Annotated in this window: 19 protein-coding genes and 2 tRNA genes; 14 read left to right on the forward strand and 7 right to left on the reverse strand. The window is 43.7% G+C overall.

All coding sequences use genetic code 11. The features are described from left to right. Positions 1–51 precede the first annotated feature (51 nt). From DI392_RS07650 to DI392_RS07660, 3 genes are all read left to right on the forward strand, one after another. Positions 52–1488 (forward strand): cobyric acid synthase, encoded by a 1437-nt coding sequence (locus tag DI392_RS07650; RefSeq protein WP_109319456.1) that lies wholly within the window; start codon positions 52–54, stop codon positions 1486–1488. A gap of 113 nt (positions 1489–1601) precedes the next feature. After that, positions 1602–2507, forward strand: a complete 906-nt coding sequence (gene rluB / locus DI392_RS07655; protein ID WP_109319315.1) for a 23S rRNA pseudouridine(2605) synthase RluB — start codon at positions 1602–1604, stop codon at positions 2505–2507. A gap of 73 nt (positions 2508–2580) precedes the next feature. Then, complete coding sequence (locus DI392_RS07660) at positions 2581–2781, forward strand: DUF2986 domain-containing protein (RefSeq protein ID WP_109319316.1); 201 nt, start codon at positions 2581–2583, stop codon at positions 2779–2781. An 88-nt stretch (positions 2782–2869) separates the two neighbouring features. Here DI392_RS07660 and DI392_RS07665 read toward each other — a convergent pair whose 3' ends face one another. Both DI392_RS07665 and efpL read right to left on the reverse strand, forming a co-directional pair. Next, positions 2870–3190 carry an HI1450 family dsDNA-mimic protein gene (locus DI392_RS07665; RefSeq protein ID WP_109319317.1) on the reverse strand — a complete coding sequence of 107 codons (321 nt, stop codon included), beginning with the start codon at positions 3188–3190 and terminating at the stop codon, positions 2870–2872. Positions 3191–3204: 14 nt separating this feature from the next. Then, entirely contained in the window at positions 3205–3774 is a 570-nt protein-coding gene (gene efpL / locus DI392_RS07670) for an elongation factor P-like protein EfpL (protein WP_109319318.1), read from the reverse strand. A gap of 157 nt (positions 3775–3931) precedes the next feature. Between efpL and DI392_RS07675 the strand changes: the two genes are divergently transcribed. Next, entirely contained in the window at positions 3932–4711 is a 780-nt protein-coding gene (locus DI392_RS07675; RefSeq protein WP_109319319.1) for a nucleotidyltransferase domain-containing protein, read from the forward strand. Between the two features lie 95 nt (positions 4712–4806). After that, complete coding sequence (locus DI392_RS07680) at positions 4807–6888, forward strand: EAL domain-containing protein (RefSeq protein ID WP_109319320.1); 2082 nt, start codon at positions 4807–4809, stop codon at positions 6886–6888. 41 nt (positions 6889–6929) lie between these two features. Here the strand turns inward: DI392_RS07680 and DI392_RS07685 are convergent, their stop codons facing one another. After that, on the reverse strand, positions 6930–9293 hold the full coding sequence (locus DI392_RS07685) for a DNA polymerase II (RefSeq protein WP_109319321.1): 2364 nt from the start codon (positions 9291–9293) through the stop codon (positions 6930–6932). Positions 9294–9638: 345 nt separating this feature from the next. Between DI392_RS07685 and uvrY the strand changes: the two genes are divergently transcribed. The 6 genes from uvrY to DI392_RS19915 all read left to right on the forward strand — a co-directional run bounded on the left by uvrY (position 9639) and on the right by DI392_RS19915 (position 13331). Next, entirely contained in the window at positions 9639–10283 is a 645-nt protein-coding gene (gene uvrY, locus DI392_RS07690) for a UvrY/SirA/GacA family response regulator transcription factor (RefSeq protein ID WP_109319322.1), read from the forward strand. A gap of 6 nt (positions 10284–10289) precedes the next feature. After that, positions 10290–12122 (forward strand): excinuclease ABC subunit UvrC, encoded by a 1833-nt coding sequence (gene uvrC, locus DI392_RS07695; protein WP_109319323.1) that lies wholly within the window; start codon positions 10290–10292, stop codon positions 12120–12122. A 49-nt stretch (positions 12123–12171) separates the two neighbouring features. Beyond that, entirely contained in the window at positions 12172–12729 is a 558-nt protein-coding gene (pgsA, locus tag DI392_RS07700; protein ID WP_109319324.1) for a CDP-diacylglycerol--glycerol-3-phosphate 3-phosphatidyltransferase, read from the forward strand. A 253-nt stretch (positions 12730–12982) separates the two neighbouring features. After that, positions 12983–13056: transfer RNA gene (locus tag DI392_RS07705), tRNA-Cys, on the forward strand. 21 nt (positions 13057–13077) lie between these two features. After that, positions 13078–13153 (forward strand) — tRNA-Gly (locus tag DI392_RS07710). A gap of 52 nt (positions 13154–13205) precedes the next feature. Further along, a complete protein-coding gene (locus DI392_RS19915; RefSeq protein ID WP_281259821.1) occupies positions 13206–13331 on the forward strand; it encodes a hypothetical protein in 126 nt (41 codons plus the stop codon). Positions 13332–13398: 67 nt separating this feature from the next. Here DI392_RS19915 and DI392_RS07715 read toward each other — a convergent pair whose 3' ends face one another. Next, positions 13399–13698 carry an isoamylase early set domain-containing protein gene (locus tag DI392_RS07715; protein WP_109319325.1) on the reverse strand — a complete coding sequence of 100 codons (300 nt, stop codon included), beginning with the start codon at positions 13696–13698 and terminating at the stop codon, positions 13399–13401. A gap of 356 nt (positions 13699–14054) precedes the next feature. Here DI392_RS07715 and DI392_RS07720 point away from each other — a divergent pair, with 356 nt between their 5' ends. Then, the gene (locus DI392_RS07720; RefSeq protein ID WP_245883992.1) at positions 14055–15299 is read left to right on the forward strand and encodes an HDOD domain-containing protein; all 1245 of its coding nucleotides are present in this window, start codon (positions 14055–14057) and stop codon (positions 15297–15299) included. 183 nt (positions 15300–15482) lie between these two features. Here DI392_RS07720 and DI392_RS07725 read toward each other — a convergent pair whose 3' ends face one another. The 3 genes from DI392_RS07725 to amrB form a co-directional block, all read right to left on the reverse strand. Further along, on the reverse strand, positions 15483–15803 hold the full coding sequence (locus DI392_RS07725; RefSeq protein WP_109319326.1) for a hypothetical protein: 321 nt from the start codon (positions 15801–15803) through the stop codon (positions 15483–15485). A gap of 285 nt (positions 15804–16088) precedes the next feature. Beyond that, positions 16089–16676 (reverse strand): AmmeMemoRadiSam system protein A, encoded by a 588-nt coding sequence (gene amrA / locus DI392_RS07730; RefSeq protein WP_109319327.1) that lies wholly within the window; start codon positions 16674–16676, stop codon positions 16089–16091. Continuing rightward, the gene (gene amrB / locus DI392_RS07735; RefSeq protein WP_109319328.1) at positions 16648–17430 is read right to left on the reverse strand and encodes an AmmeMemoRadiSam system protein B; all 783 of its coding nucleotides are present in this window, start codon (positions 17428–17430) and stop codon (positions 16648–16650) included. Before amrB ends, amrA begins: the two co-directional genes overlap by 29 nt. 85 nt (positions 17431–17515) lie before the next feature. On the opposite strand from amrB, the gene amrS reads away from it, so the two are divergent. Then, positions 17516–18568 (forward strand): AmmeMemoRadiSam system radical SAM enzyme, encoded by a 1053-nt coding sequence (gene amrS / locus DI392_RS07740; protein ID WP_109319329.1) that lies wholly within the window; start codon positions 17516–17518, stop codon positions 18566–18568. 106 nt (positions 18569–18674) lie between these two features. Further along, positions 18675–18872 (forward strand): hypothetical protein, encoded by a 198-nt coding sequence (locus tag DI392_RS19490; protein WP_146194525.1) that lies wholly within the window; start codon positions 18675–18677, stop codon positions 18870–18872. The last annotated feature ends 34 nt before the right edge of the window (positions 18873–18906 follow it).

Below are 18906 nucleotides of genomic sequence, written 5' to 3' on the forward strand. Positions count from 1 at the left end.
AGTGCTCAATATAATCAGGGTGATTAAGTGATCGAAACTCATAAGGCTTTAATGGTTCAAGGGACAACTTCTGACGCAGGAAAGAGCGTTTTAGTTGCGGGACTGTGTCGGGTGCTGGCACGCAAAGGAATAAAGGTCGCCCCCTTTAAGCCGCAGAATATGGCGTTGAATAGTGCGGTGACCAGCGATGGTGGAGAAATTGGCCGGGCGCAGGCGGTGCAGGCATTTGCATGTGGAATAGAGCCGACGACAGATATGAACCCGGTGCTGTTGAAACCGAACACCGACATTGGTGCGCAAATTATCGTCCAGGGTAAAGCGATTACGGATATGGATGCGACTGGTTTCCATGCCTACAAGCCCAAAGTTATGCCGCATGTGATGGAGTCTTTTCATCGCCTTCAGAATACCTTTGACAGTGTCCTTGTTGAGGGGGCTGGCAGCCCGGCGGAAATTAATCTGCGTGATCGTGATATTGCGAACATGGGGTTTGCGGAAGAGGCTGATGTTCCGGTTATCATTATTGCTGATATTGATCGTGGTGGTGTCTTTGCTCACCTGTGCGGAACTCTTGACCTTCTGAGTGAATCCGAACAACAACGCGTTGTTGGCTTTGTCATCAATCGCTTCCGTGGTGATATTGCGCTTCTTGAACCGGGCATTGATTGGCTGGAAGAAAGGACCGGAAAGCCGGTCATTGGTGTGCTGCCTTATCTGCATGGTTTGATGCTGGAAGCAGAAGACGCTATCGATATCAGTCAGGTAAAAAATGATCAGCCTCAGTTAAAAATCGTTGTACCAGTCTTACAGCGAACCAGTAACCATACTGACTTTGACCCGCTGCGCATGCACCCGAATGTAGACCTTGAGTTTGTCGGTAAGAATCAGGCCTTACCTCCGGCCGATCTCATTATTCTACCGGGATCGAAATCTGTGATTAATGACCTTAATTTTCTGCGGGAGCAAGGTTGGGATAAGCAGATAGAACGTCACCTGCGTTTTGGCGGCAAGCTGATGGGAATTTGCGGCGGCTATCAAATGCTGGGGGAAATGATTACAGATCCACTGGGTATTGAGGGCAATATTACGAGTGCTCAGGGGCTTGGTTACCTCCCTCTTACTACAGAGCTAAAACAGCAAAAGCAACTTCAAAGAAACCAGGGAAGATTAACATTACCTGCCCAGGATAGCGTTACCGTGTTTGGGTATGAAATCCACGCAGGTACGACTTCAGGTGTGGATGACAGTGCACCACTGCAACTTGAACAAGGACCGGATGGTTGTTTAGGTATAGATAACCAGGTATTTGGTACCTATCTGCATGGTGTATTTGAATCGTCAGAGGCTTGTGGTGCCATCCTTCAGTGGGCTGGTTTGACGGAAGCAGAAGGGGTTGATTTTGACCAAATACGCGAAGAAGGGATTAACCGGGTTGCGGATGCCATAGAAGAGAATTTGGATCTAAAAAAATTAGGCATTAATTTTTAAAAAGAACAACGGATTCTGTGGAAAATTCATGTATAATCCTCTGCCGCGTAAAATTTTGAGTTACGCCTGTTTCAATGGTTCTGACGTCTGAGAAGACGACAAAAGGTATCTTAATGAGCGAAAAATTACAGAAAGTATTGGCACGAGCTGGTCATGGTTCTCGTCGCGAGCTGGAAGCTCTAATCAAAGCTGGCCGTGTGAGTGTGAATGGTGCGGTTGCCAAGCTGGGCGAACGCCTGGAAGATGAAAATGCGACGGTACGTATAGATGGTCATGCCGTGTCGATAAAGGCTCAGGAAGAGACTGTATGTCGGGTTCTTGCTTATTATAAGCCTGAAGGTGAATTATGTACCCGCCATGATCCTGAAGGGCGTCGTACCGTTTTCGACCGTCTTCCAAAGATTCGCGGTGCCCGCTGGATTTCCGTTGGCCGTCTGGATGCAAATACCTCTGGCTTGCTTCTGTTTACCACTGATGGTGAATTGGCTAATCGTCTGATGCACCCAAGCCGTCAGGTTGAGCGTGAATACCTTGTTCGTGTGTTTGGTGAAATAAACGAGCAGAAAGTTCGTAACCTGGTGAAAGGTGTTGAGCTGGAAGATGGTCTGGCCCGCTTTGAAGACGTTGTATACGCAGGTGGTGAGGGGATGAACCACACCTTCTACGTCGTGATCAATGAAGGTCGTAACCGCGAGGTTCGTCGTCTTTGGGAATCTCAGGATACTACGGTAAGTCGTCTGAAGCGGGTTCGTTATGGCGATATTTTCCTGGATAAAAAACTGCCACGAGGCGGCTGGGTTGAGCTGGAACTTAAACAGGTGAACTATTTGCGTGAGCTGGTGGAATTAAAGCCTGAAAAGACAACCATGATTGATCAGAACCCGACATCACGTAAACGTGAACGTTCCCGCAGTCAGAAAATCCGTCGTGCGGTTAAACGTCATGAAGAACGGGTAAACACGCCAAAGGGCCGTGGAAATCAGAGACGTAAGTCATCTGGAAAAGCACGCAGAAGCTAACAGATACTGTTTGTAATAAGGTTTTAATAAATAATAAGGGTTGGCCTGAGGTCAACCCTTAACGTGTAAGATTATGAATAGAAAGAAGAAAATCAACGAAACGTTGAAGAAGAAGCTAAAAAAGAAAAATGCCAAGCTGCATAAAAGCAATAAGCCCAGATATATATCTAAAGCAGAGCGAGCTAAGCTAGAGCAGGAACAAGAGGTATCGCAAGCGCAAACTCAGGTTGAGGGGCAGGTTAATGAAGAGACCCCATCGGACTTAGATTCATAATGCCGTTTTGACTTAAATCGGTGTTGAGACCAAAAAAGACGGCAGGCCATTGGCCTGCCGTCTTTTTATGTGTAGCAAATTAGTACGCTTAATCTCTTTTCCAGAGTATATGGCAGAACTTATGCTCGGGATCCCGGCTGACAAGCATTCGGGCGAAAACATCATCCAGCTCATCCGTTTCTTCATTGACCAGTCCTACATGCACTTCCGCATAGACTTCCTTATCAACAGAAAAACCAACATGTTGTTCCCAGTCATCGCTGGTATCTACAATACCAGCTGCACCTCGATCTTCGAATTGCGCAGAGAACAGAAGTACATCAGCCGCTTCCAAATTGTCCGGAGCCATCTCCAGGAAAATATCGTAAGCGACTTCGATTACATCATCATAAGAAATCAGTTCTGTCATTCCGGATACTACCTTTAGTCTGCACGACCCATAAATTTACAATCGGTCGTGTTGATTTTAATTTTCTCACCACTGGCGATATATTCAGGTACCTGAACAGTCAGGCCTGTAGCAAAGCGGGCTGGTTTAGTGCGGGCTGATGCAGACGCACCTTTAATAGAAGGGTCTGTTTCTTCGATAACCATGTCAACCGATGCCGGAAGCTCAATGGCTACAGCACTGCCGTTGATAAGTACAGCCTGAACGCCCAGAGTCTCCTCGGTGATGAACAGCAGCTCGTCCTTAATATCTCCCTGGTTGAAAGTGTACTGACTGTAGTCTTCGTTATCCATAAAGATATACTCTTCACCATCGATGTACGAGAACATCACCTGGCGCTTAGTCATTTCTACAGTTTCAAGCATTTCATCACTTTTGAATGATTCTTCAACTTTTGCTCCGGTAGCGAGATCTTTAAAGCGGAACTTATAAATTTTTGCACCGCCGCGGCCGCCTGGAGTTGTAATGTCGAAATCTTTAACCAGCAGAACTTTACCGTTGAGGCTAACTGCGAAGCCTTTTTTAATATCACTTGCCTTTGGCATGATTGTGTCCTTCAGACTATAAGTTAGATAAAAATGTCTAAGTCAGATAAATTGGGGCGAAGACTGGAAAATACAACCTCTTGATTGAATGGTTTTACTGATCGATTATATGTTCAGGTATACTTATTTTCATTGTTATTAAATCAGGGTTTTCTTTTTGAACAAGCCAGTTTCACTACCGGTGATTGATCCAGCAGAACCATTTCAGGAAGCATATCAGGATGTTGTGCGGGAATTGATTCAGTATTTAAAAGGTGGGTTAGGTGATAATTTGCATAGCCTTTACCTTTTTGGCAGCGTGGCGAGAAAAACGGCTATTCCGGAGCAATCCAATCTGGATATTGTTGTGATAACCCGTCGTCCGATCAGCGATAAGGCAAACAGTGTCATTAGCACGATCAAATGGCGCTTTAAGAGAACCTACCCGTTTATTACTGACTTAAGCTTTCAATTCGGTCTGGCTCATGAAGTGATGGATTTATCCAGTATCTTTACCTGGGGCTTTATGCTTAAGCATTGCTGTGTCTGTCTTTACGGTGATGACCTTTCAACACGCTTTGGTGAGTTCGAGCCAAGTTGGGAGATAGCAAAACACTGGAATATGGATGTGGATGAATGGCTAACTATTTACCGAAGGAAAATAGCGGAAGCCAGAACTGGTGAAGAACAAGTAAAAGCACAGCAAGTGATTGCGAAAAAGCTGTTACGGGCCAGTTACTCCCTGATTATGCATAAAGATAAACAGTGGATTGAAGATCCTACCGCTTGTGGGCAGCAATTTTTATGTTACCACCCGGATAAAGAGATCGATATTCAACGCCTGGGAATTTTACTTTCCGGAAGGCTGGTTGCCAAACGCTCTGTGATAGGGGTGTTAGACGATTATGGTCAGTGGCTGGTAAAAGCGTATAAGAAAACGGAATTCAAAATAGGCTAATAGGCCAAATGTACTTTCTGTCGGCTGTGCTAATGTTTAAATAGTTGGAGTTAGGTGGCGCTTGCTTAACTGGCACTAAAGTGCAGAGGCCATGAATGTTAGAACGTGACAGAGACACAGAAAGCCGTAGCATTTCGACTTATCGGGTATTAAAAAAGTCTATTCTCTTTTCAATGCAGTCCATCAGAGAAGGGTTGCTGTGGGTTCTCCCTTGCCTGATTATCTCTTCTTTGTTTCTGTTTATCGCCAGTGCTGGTGAGTTTGCTCTTGGCAAGTCTGCTGACTGGATAGAAAGTTGTTATGCCATTAACCGAACCATTACTCAGGCCTTTCCTTATTTACTGACCGCAGCCATTGGTAGTGTGGTTGCTCAAAAATGGAAAGTACCGCGAGCGCCTGTCGCACTCTTATCTATTGTTTTTCTATTAATAGCGGAAGCAATAATTACGGCATCAGGGAATGATATTTTCCTTACTTTTAGCGTATTCGTAGCCATTCTTACGCCCTTGTATGGTGTTCCGTTGTTAGTAAAACTGAGGAGAGTGCAAAGGTTAGAGCTGATACGCATTGACGGTGCGGGCCGTTTAGTTAAAGAATCTCTGAATCTGGTGGTACCCTCTTTTTTTATTGCGATTGTAGTGACAGCTATCAATATGCTCCTGTTTCAGCTGCTATCTGCTTTTACACTATCAGAAGAGTCAGCCAGACAGTTTTTTATGGATGCGCCATATATCTTCGGAATGGTTTTCGCTGCGTTAAATTCCTTTTTTTGGTTTTTGGGCATTCATGGCTACTATGCTTTGTTGCCGATGGTAGACCTGCTGGAAGAAGCGAGTCAATTGAATGCCTCGTTTGCATTGGTCGGAGGCGACCCCCTCTACAGCATGAACATGTCATTTATGGGGATTTTTGTTTTTATTGGTGGTAGTGGGGCGACATTTTCTCTCATTATCGCTTTGCTTATGTTGTCTGAACATAAGACACTACGAATACTCGCTCTGGCGAGTATTCCCATAGGGCTATTTAACGTTAACGAAATTTTCCTATTTGGTTTGCCTATTATCTTTAACCCAAGGCTTTTTTTACCATTTCTGTTAACACCTCTGGTTAATATTCTCGTGTCACTCACTCTCGTCAATATAGGTTGGGTATCCATGCCGGCGATGACTGTACCGTTCAACAGCCCGTTATTAATTAATGCCTGGGTTGCTACGGAAGGTAATATTTATGCTGTTTTGCTACAAATGTTTAATATTCTTTTTGGTGCTGTGATTTATGCGCCATCAGTTATGAAGTTGAACGAGCTATATACTACTGAGCCTATTTATATAAAAACGTTAGACACGACGTATACCCGGCAGCAGGAAGACGTGGAGATGTTAAATGAAGATGTTGTGGCTTGTATTAAGGAAAGAGACCGGGATTGGGTACAGGTTGAGCATCACCTTCAGGACATTGCCAATCAAGATTTTTATCTTGAATATCAGCCGCAGGTGAATGTTCTTACGAATAAGGTGGTTATTGCGGAAGCGTTACTTCGCTCAATGAACAGCGATGGCAGTAAACAATTGCCGATGACATTTATCCCTTGGCTGGAAAAAGCTGGCCTGATGACTGATATGGATATATGGGTGATCAGGCAGGTTTCTGAAGATATCAGACAAGCGCAACGCATGGGAAAAAACATGCAGGTAAGTGTGAATATCGCGCCTGGTTCATTGTTAGACTCAGCCTTTTTCAGGGAGATTGAACAACATATTTCTGGAATAGAGACGAGTCTTTGTATCGAAATAACAGAAGCTGCTTTATTAACCGATCCTGAAAAGCTGAATAATGTAATACGCCAGCTTAGGGATAAAGGGGGTCGGGTGTTTGTCGATGGCTTTGGAATGGGGCATTCGTCCCTGAGTTATCTTAGTCAGTTCGACTTTGATGGTTTAAAAATAGACAAAAGTTTTATCGTTGCTCTCGACAGTGATAAAGGGCAGAAGGTTTTCTCTAGCTTATTTGATATTGCTGAAAAAATGGGACTGGATGTGATTGTGGAAGGTATTGAAACCGAGTCGCAGCTAAGTTTTATTCCTAAGCTCGGTTATATTTCTGTTCAGGGCGAATACTATAGTGGTTCACTTGTTCTCGAAGATTATTGGCACTATCAGTATAAAATGAATGGCTAGGTGATGAAACACCGATAGGCTCCGCTCATATTTTAAATGCTTTAAAACAGCCCCATTTGCGGAGCGTTGAGCGCATCAAAATCAAGTCCGATAAAAGGTAAAATCGCATCCGCAACCGGTTTTAACTGCTTATCAATGTAATGCTGATAGTCAACCGGGCTTTGCAAGTACTCTTTTGGCTCTGGGCCATTAGTTGTAATGAGATATTGGATCACACCTTTGTTTTGATATTGGAGAGACCGGCCTGTTTTGGCGTTTATTTCGTCAGCAAGCCGGGCGGCGCGGACCTGTGGCGGGACATTTTTCTGATAATCACTCAGCTTACGCCTTAGCCTTTTCTGGTAAACAAGATCAGCATCGTATTCACCAGCCAGTGTGGCATCGACGTAGCGACGGATATATTCCTCAGGGTTATCTCCATGAAAGATAATTTCGTATAGCTCTTTCTGAAAGCGTTGTGACAACGCTGTCCAGTCAGTTCGGGCACTTTCCAGCCCCTTGAAAATGATGTGTTCATTTGAGCCTTCACCCGTTAATCCGGCATAACGTTTTTTTGAGCCGGTTTCCGCACCTCGGATCGTCGGCATCAGAAAACGCCGGTAATGGGTTTCATACTCCAGTTCCAGGCACGAGGTGAGATGGTACTCGTTATCTAAATGCCGGGCCCACCACTGGTTGATATAAGTAGCTAGGTGTTTGCCTATCTCATTGGCTTCTTGCTGGGAAAGTGATGCTTTAAGAGAAACAAACGTTGAGTCAGTGTCACCATAAATAACCTGATAGCCTTGCTGCTCAATCAGTGTTTTTGTCTGTTTCATTATTTCATGGCCACGCATTGTGATAGACGAAGCCAGGCGAACATCGAAAAACCGACAACCTGACGACCCCAACACGCCATAGAAAGAGTTCATAATTATTTTGATTGCCTGTGAAAATGCCAGTTCATCATTCTTTTTTGCGATGTCTCGAGCGGCCCATAACTCTTCGATCATTCTGGGTAGGAAGTGCTTCTCCCGATGAAACTGCCCACCACGAAACCCCGCTATAGCCTGATCAGGCCTTTTTCCTTGTTCAAGTTTAAGGCCTTCAATCAGTCCCAAAGGATCGATGAGAAAGGAGCGGATGATGGATGGGTAAAGGCTCTTAAAATCCAATACCAGCACCGAGTCATAGAGCCCCGGAATCGAATCCATGACATAACCACCGGGGCTTGCCTGCCAGTTTTCCGGGATAAGGTTTGGGGCTACATAACCCGCCCGGTGGAGTTGCGGCAGATAAATATTGGTAAACGCAGCAACAGAGCCGCCAATACGATCCAGATCTAAACCGGTGAGTTTAGTCCGCTCTATCAAAAACTCAATCAAATGAGTGTGTGCAAAGATCTTATTTACCAGAACACAGTCCTGAAGGTTATATTTCGCCAGTGAAGGTTTGTCTTTTCGGAACATATGGTTTATTTCATCCATACGGTCATAGACATTATGAATCGCTTTACCTTCCCCCAGCAGTTCCTGAGAAACATATTCAAGAGACCAGGAACGGAATTGATAAGTGGCTGTTTTCAGAGCACTGATTCCATCAAGAACAACCCGTCCGGGTATGGATATATAGCCCTGCTGGTTTTGTGATGATCGACGAAAGTAGGCATTTTGCCTGCCTCGTCCCAGAGCAAAGCGCACCTGATGCCACTCCGCACGCTGGCACAACAGGCGAAAGTCAAAATCGATAACGTTCCAGCCTAGTATCAGATCTGGGTCGTACCGTTCAAACCATTCGATCAGGGCATGCAGCAAAGCTTTTTCATCGTCTACCCACTGTATTGCGGTTTCTGCTGGTTGCTCATTACCGATCATAATCACCCGGCTATCCATGGCGCTGGCAAGGCCGACAGAATATAGAATGCCTTTTTCTGAACATTCTATATCCAGTGACACAGAAGATAGCGTGGGGTGGTAGTCCGCTTTTTTACACTTTACCTGCGAATATTTTTGGTAGCGTTCTGTTGTGAGTTGGTTACCTGAAAAAGCTATACCTCCACGGATAAAGCGTTCCATCAAGTATCTTTCAGTAAGGCGTATATCGGATTCCAGAACGGTAATATCAGCCTGTTGAAAAAGCGCCGTAACCTGCTGACTGGTTTTGATATTTTTGCAGTAACATGCCGAGACGGGGTGATCCTGAAAATCCCGCAATGAGAGTGGAGTTACCCGGCAAGCCAGGTGATGCTGGCGTATTAGCTGTTCCGCCTGGGCGACATCTTTCTGTAAGACAAAAAATACGGACTCTTGAGATGGAACCGTTAACTGGATGGGGCCGGAGTCAGAACTCACCCAAAGTTCAATACAGGAGTGGCCTGAGAGTTCCCTTACCTGTGTCGTTAAGATAAACCCTTTCCCCTGATTCACTGATTTATTACCTGCCTAGATTATTTTCCGTTAAATAGTAGCAATTGGTCTAAGAAAAGGATAGTGTTATGTGATCGTGTTATTTGTTAAAAATAGTTTATATATTATGCGCTTACTGGGCTTACTTTTTTAAGAAATAATATTAGAGTGAATTGGAACACGCCAGGGGTTATAAGTGCTTGCTAAAATTTGGCGTATGACGCATATTGATGGCAGCTACACCTATACTCAATATCCTGTTTCAGGATAACCAAAAGAGTATTAGTAGGTTTGTATAGATAGAGGGTTTATTGCAGTCCACAGTAAGGTGGGTGCAGAACCAAAGTGAGTTGTGGAGATACAAGTTTGATTAATGTTTTCCTTGTAGATGATCACGAGCTGGTTCGCACAGGGATTCGACGTATTATTGAAGACGTCCGTGGGATGAAAGTAGCAGGGGAAGCTGATAGCGGTGAAGAGTCTGTAAAATGGTGTCGTAATAATCATGCCGATGTCATTCTGATGGATATGAATATGCCCGGAATTGGCGGTCTGGAAGCGACAAAGAAAATTTTACGTTTTAATCCGGATGTTAAAATTATTGTCTTAACAGTACATACCGAAAACCCATTTCCGACTAAGGTAATGCAGGCTGGAGCGGCCGGTTACCTGACAAAAGGCGCGGGACCGGATGAAATGGTCAATGCGATTCGTCTGGTTCATAGTGGTCAGCGTTATATTTCTCCGGAAATAGCGCAACAGATGGCGTTAAGCCAGTTTTCATCAGCATCTGAAAACCCGTTTAAAGATCTGTCCGAGCGCGAGTTACAGATAATGATGATGATTACCAAAGGGCAAAAAGTCACAGACATCTCAGAGCAGTTAAACCTGAGCCCTAAAACAGTAAACAGTTATCGTTACCGCCTCTTTAGCAAACTAAATATCAGTGGTGATGTTGAACTGACGCACTTAGCGATCCGCCATGGAATGCTGGATACTGAGACACTTTAATTTCTGATGGCTCACCTTTTTGACTCAGTTTCATTTTTAAAGACAGTAACTAATCAACCAGGCGTGTACCGGATGTACAACGCCTCGGGTGATATTATTTATGTCGGTAAAGCCAAAGATCTGAAAAAACGTTTATCTAGCTACTTTCGAAAACAGCTGGACAGTGAAAAGACCAAAGCTCTGGTCAGCCATATCGCAAAGATTGACGTCACCGTTACCCATACCGAAACCGAAGCTCTTATTCTTGAGCACAACTACATTAAGCAGTATTTGCCCAAGTATAATGTGCTTTTGCGGGACGATAAGTCCTATCCTTATATTTTTGTCAGTGCTCATAAACATCCTCGTCTTTCCATGATAAGAGGGGCAAAAAAACGTAAAGGGGAATATTTCGGTCCTTATCCTGACTCTGGCGCGGTTAGAGAAACGCTGCACCTTATTCAGAAAATTTTTCCTGTCCGTCAATGTGAAGACACGGTTTACAGTAATCGGACAAGGCCATGTCTGATGTACCAGATTGGCCGTTGTGCGGCTCCTTGTGTCAAAGAGATTATTTCTGATGAAGAGTATCAGGAACTGGTGAATGATGTTCGTCTGTTTCTGCAAGGGAAAGATAAGCAGGTTCTTGAGTCTTTGGTGGAAAGAATGGAGGTCGCCAGCCAACATCTGAAGTTTGAAGAAGCGGCGAAATATCGGGATCAAATTCAGGCTATTCGCAGGGTTCAGGAGCAGCAGTTTGTTTCTGAAGATAGTATGGATGATATGGATGTTCTGGGTTTTTCCCAGGAAAATGGTATTGCCTGCATTTATATTCTGATGATCCGACAAGGTAAAATATTAGGAAGTCGGAGCCATTTTCCTAAAGTACCGAACAACACTGGCAGGGAAGAGGTTTTTTCTAGTTTTTTAAGTCAGTACTATCTTGGGCATAATGAAGCGAGAACAATTCCTTCAAGGGTGATAATGAATCAGGATCTGTTGGAGGATATGCTTCCGTTCCAGAATGCTTTAACAGATATTGCAGGCAGAAAAATAACGCTGCATTTATCTCCGACGGGGGTTCGTGGGCGTTACTTAAAGCTGGCGAACACGAATGCATTAACCGCGATCACCACAAAAATTAATCACAAGATGACGATTGGCCAGAGAGTTAATGCACTTCAGGAAGTGTTTGGTATCGACTCTATTCGTCGTATGGAGTGTTTTGATATCAGCCATACCATGGGGGAAAGTACGATAGCGTCTTGCGTCGTGTTTAACCACGAAGGCCCTGTCAGGCAAGAGTATCGGCGCTATAACATCACGGGTATAACTGGGGGGGATGATTATGCTGCCATGGGGCAGGTATTGGATCGCCGTTACAGTAAGCAACTGGAAATAGAGAAGATCCCGGATATTATTTTTATTGATGGTGGTAAAGGGCAGTTAAACCGCGCCCATGATATTATTTCATCACACTGGCAGGACTGGCCTAAAAGACCTCGTCTGATAGGGATTGCCAAGGGTGTGACCCGTAAGCCGGGTCTGGAAACTCTGATAACCGTCGAAGGGGATGAGTTTAATCTGCCATCTGATGCTCCTGCGTTACACCTTATTCAGCATATTCGTGATGAGAGCCATGATCACGCTATCGCTGGTCACCGGGCCAAAAGAGCAAAAACAAGGCGAACCAGTCCGCTGGAAGGAATTGAAGGTGTCGGGCCCAAACGTCGGCAGGCATTGCTAAAATATATGGGAGGGCTACAGGAACTGAAACGTGCAAGTGTTGAAGAAATAAGCAAAATACCAGGAATTAGTCACTCATTAGCAGAAAAAATACATCAAGCATTGAAACAATAGTCAATTTGGCGCACCATTGATTGCGCAATATCTAAGAGCTAATAAAAATATGCGTTTAACCATCCCAAACATTCTAACTCTACTTCGCCTGGTATTAATTCCGGTTCTAGTGGTGACTTTTTATCTTCCCTATACCTGGGCACCATTCGTGGCAGCCATGGTCTTCTGGCTCGCTGGCGTAACCGATTATTTTGACGGTATGCTGGCAAGGAAACTAGGTCAGACATCCCGTTTTGGTGCCTTTCTGGACCCCGTTGCTGATAAAGTTATTGTCGCGACGGCGTTAATATTAATTACAGAGCACTACGCTTCTATCTGGGTGACTATCCCCGCGTTGACTATGATTGCCCGTGAAATCATTATTTCAGCTCTGAGGGAGTGGATGGCCGAGATAGGTAAACGCTCCAGTGTTGCCGTCTCCTGGATTGGCAAAGTAAAGACTCTGTCTCAGATGTTTGCCCTTTGGGTTCTGATATGGCGGTATGACGAATGGATGATATGGCTGGGTTATGTCGCTTTGTATGCAGCTACTGTATTGACTTATTGGTCGATGGTTCAGTATTTAAAAGCAGCAAAAGACGATTTACTGGCGGAAGAGAATCAATAGAACACTCAAATTGAGAGAAGCGGGCAATGCCCGCTTTTCTTTTATCTAAAATCAGCCTTTCTTTGTGTAACGACGGCTTTTTCTGCTAAGAAAATAGGCAATTTCATTGCTTTTGTGTGTAAAATAGCCAAACGGTTCAAAAACATAAAAATTGTATTGACTCATCCCCGTTAATCCGTAAAATGCCTCCCCGTATTCAAGAGGAACTTAACGGTTCTGACATAAAAGAGTAAAGAAAGAAGTTAAATAATATGGCGCGTTGGCAGAGTGGCTATGCAGCGGATTGCAAATCCGTGGACCTCGGTTCGACTCCGGGACGCGCCTCCATAGTCTTTTGAAGAGTATGATGCGACACTAGCTCAGTTGGTAGAGCGCAACCTTGCCAAGGTTGAGGTCACGAGTTCGAACCTCGTGTGTCGCTCCAAATTCTAAAGCCCCGACTTAATAGTCGGGGCTTTTTCGTTAGGATCGCATAAATGGTGAACCTCGGTTCGACTCCGGGACGCGTCTCCATCTTTCTTGAAGAGTATGATGCGACACTGGCTCAGTTGGTAGAGCGCAACCTTGCCAAGGTTGAGGTCACTTTTCAGTTCTTTAAATGAAAAGAGCGCCTTGCAGGCGCTCTTTGTTCCAATTAATTACTCGCTCTAAAAGCCGCTGTGTAACCAGTTATGCTTCTTTTGTATGTAACAGGCTGTTATCACTACCGAACTCGTTACGGATATACTCGTCTGCAACAGGATCATTTTCCCACTCAGACTCATTGATTAGATAGCGGAATTGGAAACTGTCGTCTTTTGGAAGGCGGGTTTTATAACTAAATACCTTTGTCCGCTTATTCAACTTCATTGGCTCCGCCTGCCACTTATTGAAGTCACCAGCCAGAGACACTGTTTCCTCACTGCCAAGAGGCCACTCAAAAGTTACCTCAACTTCATTTTTAGTTTTAAAAAAACGCTTTTTTATCATCTCAATTCCCTATAACAAATAGCCAAGACGCTTAATTTGTAGACGAAATGTAAAAACTTATCAAGTACTTTTGGCTATATGTATCAAAATAATTAAACTTCATTGTAAAGAGAATAACATTTGAACATAAATTGCGCGTATTTTCTTGATGTATATCTAAGTTTCAGTTTGTTAACTAAAAAATAATCACCGACTGAGGATAAGTCTGTGATGGATTCCGGTAAAAGATCCGAGAATTTTACCTGCTTACCTTAGTGATCTTTTGCCAGAATATGCTGTACTATTAGAAGCAGTATAAAACTGACAGTTTTATAAATTAGATTTTATTCATGTAGTTACATCATAGAAGGTTGAAATTGACAAAACAACAAGCAAGAGACTTATTATTTAGTGGCAAACGCTATAACAGTCAGGCGGAAGAAGTTGCCAAAAAGATCTCTCAGCAGACGATGGAACGTCACGCTAAGTGGCTTGTTAGCCAAAAGTATCTTCTCGATCAAAGTGATGTCGATTCGGTGCTCAGCCGGCAGGGCGAGTTTTGCGACCCTGTTATCTTTGAAGAAAAAGAGAGAATTACCGAAAATCAACGAGTGCTATTAGAAATTGAAAAGGCCAAAGTCGTTGAGCGGATGGGGCAAATAGAAGAAAAGCAGAAAGTTTTGCATAAGGTGGTTGCGCATGTAGCAAAAGAAACAGAAAAGTTGATGATTGCCAGAATGCTGAAAGTTGATGTGAATAAACTGCTTTGGGGATTTCCGGATTACAGTTATTTTTCTTCATTTGCGTATTCTGCGTCATTGAATTTTACTAAGCTGGGAGCGATGACCACCTTAAGCCATTCTTTGCGTTCAAACGTACTTGAACTGGTCAGCAATGCTAAATTTTGTGAACTAATGGGCAAGAAGGCAAAACATACGAATGATCCAAAAATTGCAATTGGATTTATGGGGATAGAAAACTGCCGACGTCTGTTTCCTGTTCTGATGACGAAACCTATGCTGCGCTGGGGTGATGAAAACACTAAAGTCATCGTGCCTAAAATATGGCAACACTCGATTGTGACAGCAAATGTCGCCCGTATGCGTCTGCAGGACGCCGGATATAAAGAACCAGATGAAGGCGTGCTCATAGGCATTCTGAGGACACTTTCCTATTATGCCGTGTGTAACTACTTTAGTCAGGTATTTGAAGATGCTCTGATACAGGTGATGACCGAGTACCGGGAGAATGAGAAAACGAATGAATACTTTGCCTGTGGTGACGTAAAACCAACGCTTTCGGTGTTACCAAGGGTATTTGCAAAAGTAGACAGGGCTCTGACAAAAAGGATCGTTGAACATATCGAGTGGGATCCGAAAGTCATGCACCTGAAAAATGCGTTGTTGGAAGATATTTCTGAAGTGCCCATTTTGCAGAGAAGCCTCCACGGAGTGGCATTAGGGCAAGCAAGGGCATTTTCAATCTACGAAACGATGAATAAGAGTAATGCTTTTGTCGATAAGCATGCCCCATATTGGTTTGCTCATGTACAGCTGGATGGAATCGCACTTCGTAAAATCCAGGACAGGGGGCCGGGAAGAATGACTCTGTCAGTTGATTAACGGTTTGTTTTCAGCACAATCTTGTTATGCATAAGCCTATTTTGCATAAGCTAATTTTATATAATCTAATTTTATATAAGTAATGCAGGCCACGGACGTCTCATGTCAGTGGCCTGTTTCTGTTGATGCGTTGTTGCTAACCACTATGATTCCTCTGTTATTTATGCGTCACTGACGGCGTATTCAGGCTGCCAGAGGGAAACAATAGCCTCTGACTGTTGCTATAATCTGCTCCAGTCCAAAAAAACGCGCATATTCAGTAGTAGAACAAGGGGTAGGTGACGTTTGTTGATAAAGTAGGCTTCTCAGTGTATTAACGGATAACTCTATACAATCTTGTGACTCATAGTGAGTCGTTACTAAGTAATCGATCAGTTCCTTTTCGAAAGTGCTCTGATCCAAAGGATCAAAATGTTCAGCTTGGATATCTCTATTTGTTGTTGTCAGTGTTAACGGCTCTCCTTTAAATATATAGTTGATTACTATATCAATCGTGGTTGACATGGTTAAGCCTCCTGCCTGTCGTTGTCTATTTGATGTAATTTAAATGATGCTTAAAGGTATGTAATATTGTTTCGATTATGTAAGAAGATCGTACTTGAGGCGAATAAAGTCAAGTGAGCAAAGTCATAGTTTAAGCTGGAAGCATCTAACTGACTGTTTTTAAAAAAATTGTCACTTATTCAAATGAAACCCTATTAAATTTCAATTAATTCAATTGGATAGAACGTAATGTTGATCAAGCGCAGGGTTGGTTCAAGTATTCATTTCAATCACCCCAATAGCGTGTTAGGGCTTGTATGCTCCTTTTATACTGATGACCCGGAATGTTTGTATAGTTATAGATGGTGACCAGTAAGACCCGCTCCAGCCAGCTTTCTTTTTTAGGTGATAGAGAAATTCTCTGGGGGCGTGGAGCTGCTCCCATACCTGGGGCAGGAATAGTGCCCGGTGTGTATCATCAGAAAGAATGACACCAAGTCGGTTGTGGCTTAAATACTCTTCCAGCTCATGTTCTGACGCGACATCCAGTGGAACAGGTTTGCTCAGAACTGACACTTCAATCGTGAGATCGGCTAACTGATAGGCCTCCAGTGGCGAAAACCGAGGATCCCGCGAGCTGGCGGCCTGCGCTTTGTTATAAACTTCATACAAAAGCGGGCGCTCAGGTTCAATAATGCCCAGACAACCCTGAAGCTGTCCTGATACTTCAAGTGTTACAAAGCAAGCTCCATTTTCTTTAAGGTTCTCACTGTACTGTGAAGGATCCGGCGCTTCATAGATTTCTCTTAAATAGTCTGAAATACCCCTATTAGCGATATTGAGTAGATCTTCTAATTCTTTATCACTATACGGCTGAGATGAGATAGCTGACATAACCTACCACCTTATCCTTATTTCCACTTGTATCGCCTGAATTTGCCAGGTGTAATCTTTCCAACTGATAGCCATGTTTATCTGCCAGTTGTAACAACGCATTTATTCCCGTGCAGCCACATGCTTCCTCAGGTGCAAGGTCTGGTTGGAAATCTTCTATTTTAAGGCAACTGTTCTGGTCTATGGCCATGGCCTCAGAATAGGAATGAAAATGACTTAAGTCGCTACTGATCACCAGCAAGGTGGATTCGTCCCATAATGGGTCAATAAGCATAGCAAGCTCTTGTGGGCTAATGTGACTGGTTAATATTGGTAACAGCTGAAACTCATCCAGAGTCGACTGTAAGAAGGGTATCTGAACCTCTAGACAGTGTTCCGGGGCATGGGGTTGGTCGGTTACCTGAACACAAGGATGACGGGCAAGCTCTCTGACAGCCTCTTTATCTATCGGGACGTCACCAAGTGGTGTATTGTAAATTTCAGCTTTTGGTATAGCACACCCTTCAAAATAGAAATGATGGCTGGGGCCGATCAGAATGACTCTGTGAAAATGTTCTGACTGAAGTTTTACGTAGGAATAAGCTTCTGCCGCTATTTTTCCAGAATATATGTACCCGGCATGTGGAACGATAATGGCCCGGAGGGGGGATTCAAATTTTGGACAAGCCCCTAACCATTTGTCTAGCTGGTGGTGCAGTACTTCTGGTGAGCGCTCATAAAACTGGCCGGCTACAGCAGGTGTGCGGATGTTCATAGTTGTCCCCGCTTATTTTATAAAGTGACGTATTTTTCAAACTATAGTTAATAGTATAGAAGCAATCTTTTGTGATGGACTAAATATGACTGTTTTATCTGTTAACCGTTACAAAACTAAGTATTGGCACAGGCTAGACGATGGGAGAGTGGTGTGCGATCTCTGTCCCCGGAAATGTACCCTTCGTGATGGGAAACGGGGAGTATGTTTTATCCGAGAGGCTTATAACGGAGAAATCGTTCTGACCAGCTACGGTAAAACCAGCGGATTTGCTGTTGATCCTATTGAGAAAAAACCACTTAATCATTTTCTTCCCGGAAGCTCGGTACTCTCTTTTGGTACTGCCGGGTGTAATTTAGCGTGCAAATTCTGTCAGAATTGGACGATTAGTAAGTCGAGAGAGCTAGCTACTTCGTCAGTAGAAGCCTCCCCGCAGGAAATTGCTTCATTAGCTCAATTGCATAAATGCCAGAGTGTTGCTTTTACCTATAACGATCCTGTTATTTTCCTGGAATATGCCAGAGATACCGCTATTGCCTGCCACGAAATGGGAATCAAAACCGTTGCGGTGAGTGCTGGTTATATATGTGATGAACCCAGGAAAGAGTTTTTCTCCTATATGGATGCAGCAAATATTGATCTGAAAGCGTTTACGGACAGGTTTTATAAAAAACTATGTGGAGGACAGTTGTCTCCTGTCTTGGACACACTGCTGTATCTCAAACATGAAACGAAGGTCTGGTTTGAAATTACTACGCTGTTAATTCCTGGTGAAAATGACAGTAGTGAAGAGTTAAATGCGATGACAGAATGGATTATGCAGAACCTTGGGCCAGATGTTCCTCTGCATTTTAGTGCCTTTCATCCCTCATTTAAGATGATGGATACACCATTTACCCCGTTGTCTACTTTGTTGAGAGCCAGAGAAATAGCAATGAGGCAAGGGCTACATTATGTTTATACCGGAAATATTCGGGATGTCGATTCGGAAAGTACGTATTGCCCCGTTTGTCATCATTCTCTGATTATGAGAGATCGGTATCAGATCACCCGGATTGATATCAGGGACCAGAATGATGGCACTAAGATAGGGGTATGCCCTCATTGCGATACACCAATCCCAGGAGTTTTTTCATAAGCTCAGATGTGCTCACATTTTAACCAAAAAATCGTTGGTAGTTGCCCTGATTGATAGTATTATTACTACTAGGTTACAAATTGTTAACATGTGTAAGGTGGTAAATATGGCTTGTATCGAGGGTAAAACAGAGCAGGGTGTGTATTTGTGTAATCGGTGTCACGTCGTCGTTAGCATAAAAGGCAATAATCAGATGTTACCGAGGTGCCCTTGCTGTGAATCAGAGATCTTTTTATCTAAAGATGGCGTGGAATACCATTCCGATGTTTTCTCTAATGCTGATTTGTCTTATATGGATGTTTAATCCTCGTTATTTATCCCTTCAGGTATTTCCTCTT

This window comes from Vibrio albus (genome assembly GCF_003144035.1).
Lineage (GTDB): Bacteria > Pseudomonadota > Gammaproteobacteria > Enterobacterales > Vibrionaceae > Vibrio > Vibrio albus.

Bases quoted from the DNA above. Each gene is read 5' to 3' on its own strand.
- rluB (WP_109319315.1), top strand. From the start codon at position 1,602: ATGAGCGAAAAATTACAGAAAGTATTGGCACGAGCTGGTCATGGTTCT.
- DI392_RS07660 (WP_109319316.1), top strand. From the start codon at position 2,581: ATGAATAGAAAGAAGAAAATCAACGAAACGTTGAAGAAGAAGCTAAAA.
- DI392_RS07650 (WP_109319456.1), top strand. From the start codon at position 52: ATGGTTCAAGGGACAACTTCTGACGCAGGAAAGAGCGTTTTAGTTGCG.
- DI392_RS07725 (WP_109319326.1), bottom strand. From the start codon at position 15,803: ATGTCAACCACGATTGATATAGTAATCAACTATATATTTAAAGGAGAG.
- amrB (WP_109319328.1), bottom strand. From the start codon at position 17,430: ATGAACATCCGCACACCTGCTGTAGCCGGCCAGTTTTATGAGCGCTCA.
- DI392_RS07680 (WP_109319320.1), top strand. From the start codon at position 4,807: ATGTTAGAACGTGACAGAGACACAGAAAGCCGTAGCATTTCGACTTAT.
- pgsA (WP_109319324.1), top strand. From the start codon at position 12,172: ATGCGTTTAACCATCCCAAACATTCTAACTCTACTTCGCCTGGTATTA.
- DI392_RS07665 (WP_109319317.1), bottom strand. From the start codon at position 3,190: ATGACAGAACTGATTTCTTATGATGATGTAATCGAAGTCGCTTACGAT.
- efpL (WP_109319318.1), bottom strand. From the start codon at position 3,774: ATGCCAAAGGCAAGTGATATTAAAAAAGGCTTCGCAGTTAGCCTCAAC.
- uvrC (WP_109319323.1), top strand. From the start codon at position 10,290: ATGGCTCACCTTTTTGACTCAGTTTCATTTTTAAAGACAGTAACTAAT.
- amrA (WP_109319327.1), bottom strand. From the start codon at position 16,676: ATGTCAGCTATCTCATCTCAGCCGTATAGTGATAAAGAATTAGAAGAT.
- DI392_RS07715 (WP_109319325.1), bottom strand. From the start codon at position 13,698: ATGATAAAAAAGCGTTTTTTTAAAACTAAAAATGAAGTTGAGGTAACT.
- DI392_RS19490 (WP_146194525.1), top strand. From the start codon at position 18,675: ATGGCTTGTATCGAGGGTAAAACAGAGCAGGGTGTGTATTTGTGTAAT.
- amrS (WP_109319329.1), top strand. From the start codon at position 17,516: ATGACTGTTTTATCTGTTAACCGTTACAAAACTAAGTATTGGCACAGG.
- DI392_RS19915 (WP_281259821.1), top strand. From the start codon at position 13,206: ATGGTGAACCTCGGTTCGACTCCGGGACGCGTCTCCATCTTTCTTGAA.